This is a genomic window from Pseudomonas sp. P39-UII1 (assembly GCF_039672635.1).
GTDB lineage: Bacteria > Pseudomonadota > Gammaproteobacteria > Pseudomonadales > Pseudomonadaceae > Aquipseudomonas.
The window spans coordinates 1-1,111 of record NZ_JBDFPP010000051.1 but is presented as its reverse complement, the minus strand read 5'-3'; the positions used below and the strand labels follow the sequence as shown (position 1 = coordinate 1,111).

1 pseudogene is annotated in these 1,111 nt (G+C 64.4%); it reads right to left on the bottom strand.

Annotation, left to right across the window (positions count from 1 at the left end):
- A pseudogene (locus ABEH27_RS25650) lies at window positions 1–1,111 on the bottom strand (sugar-binding protein); the annotation flags it as partial.

Genomic DNA, 1,111 nt, shown 5'->3' with positions numbered 1-1,111 from the left:
GGCGTGTTCGTCGTAGACCTCATGGGCCTGCTCGGTCGTTTGCAGGGTCAGCAGGTGGAAGCGGTTGAAGCGGCGGGTGATGCTGCGCAGCGGCGTATCGCCAGCGAGGTAAGTGGCGGTCGAGCCATAGCTGAACTGGGTACCGGTGAACTGGTAGAGGTTGTCTTCACCGTTGTCGCGCCAGGTGATGCCGCTGCCCATGCCGAGGAAATTGTTGCTGGTGTAGGCGTAGGTGGTGACCATGTCGGGCTGGTCGAAGCCGGGCTTGATGGTGTGCCTGGTAACCCGGGGCAGCGGGTCACGAGCGTTGCCGGGGAAGGGGTGGCCGGCATCGTCGTAATCGATGGTCTCGACGCCGCCCACCGGCGTATGCACGTCGGTCAAGCACACCACACCACGTACCTTGTCGTAGCCGAGCCTCCAGCTGGCCTTGTCGTCGCTGGGCAGGACGATGGTATGGGGCAGGCGTACCGCAGGGGTGAAGCGCTGGTCGAGTTTGATCGTGTAACTGGCCAGCGGGGCGCCGCCGGGGCCGGAGTCGGGGTGCAGCTTGAGGCTGATTTCAGCGCTGGTATAGTCGATGGCCAGCAGCGCGAGCCCGGTGTCGTCCTTGATGCCGACCAGGCACGGGGCACCCTGGAAATTGCTGTAGCTGAGGGTGATGCCATGGCCCGAGGGCGCCTCGACCCGGGTGGGCAAGGCCACGCGATTGTCGCTGGGGCCTTGCAGTTCGAGCAGTTCGACCAGGCCGGCCTTGTGCTCGACGCGATAGCCAGTGCCGTGGTCATGGAAGTGGAAGCTTCTGAGCTTGCGCTCCTTGAACACCTTACCGGTGCCGTCGCTGGCGTCGCCGCCGGTGACCTTGAAGCTTTCACCGGTGTGCAGGTGCAGCAGATTGGTGGCGGGGTCGTATTGGCTGAGGTTGAGCGTCCAGCCCATGCCAAAGCCCGAATCCTGGGTGTTCATCGGGTTGAAGCCGATGCGCAGGGGCAGGGACGGGCCGCTGAGGTTGTTGGCGACCAGCTCCGGCAGCTCGATGGCCAGGGTGTACTGGCCGGTGCGGGGGTCGACGCTGTTGTTGAGGAAGCTCAGGAAGTTGAAGGCGTTGGAG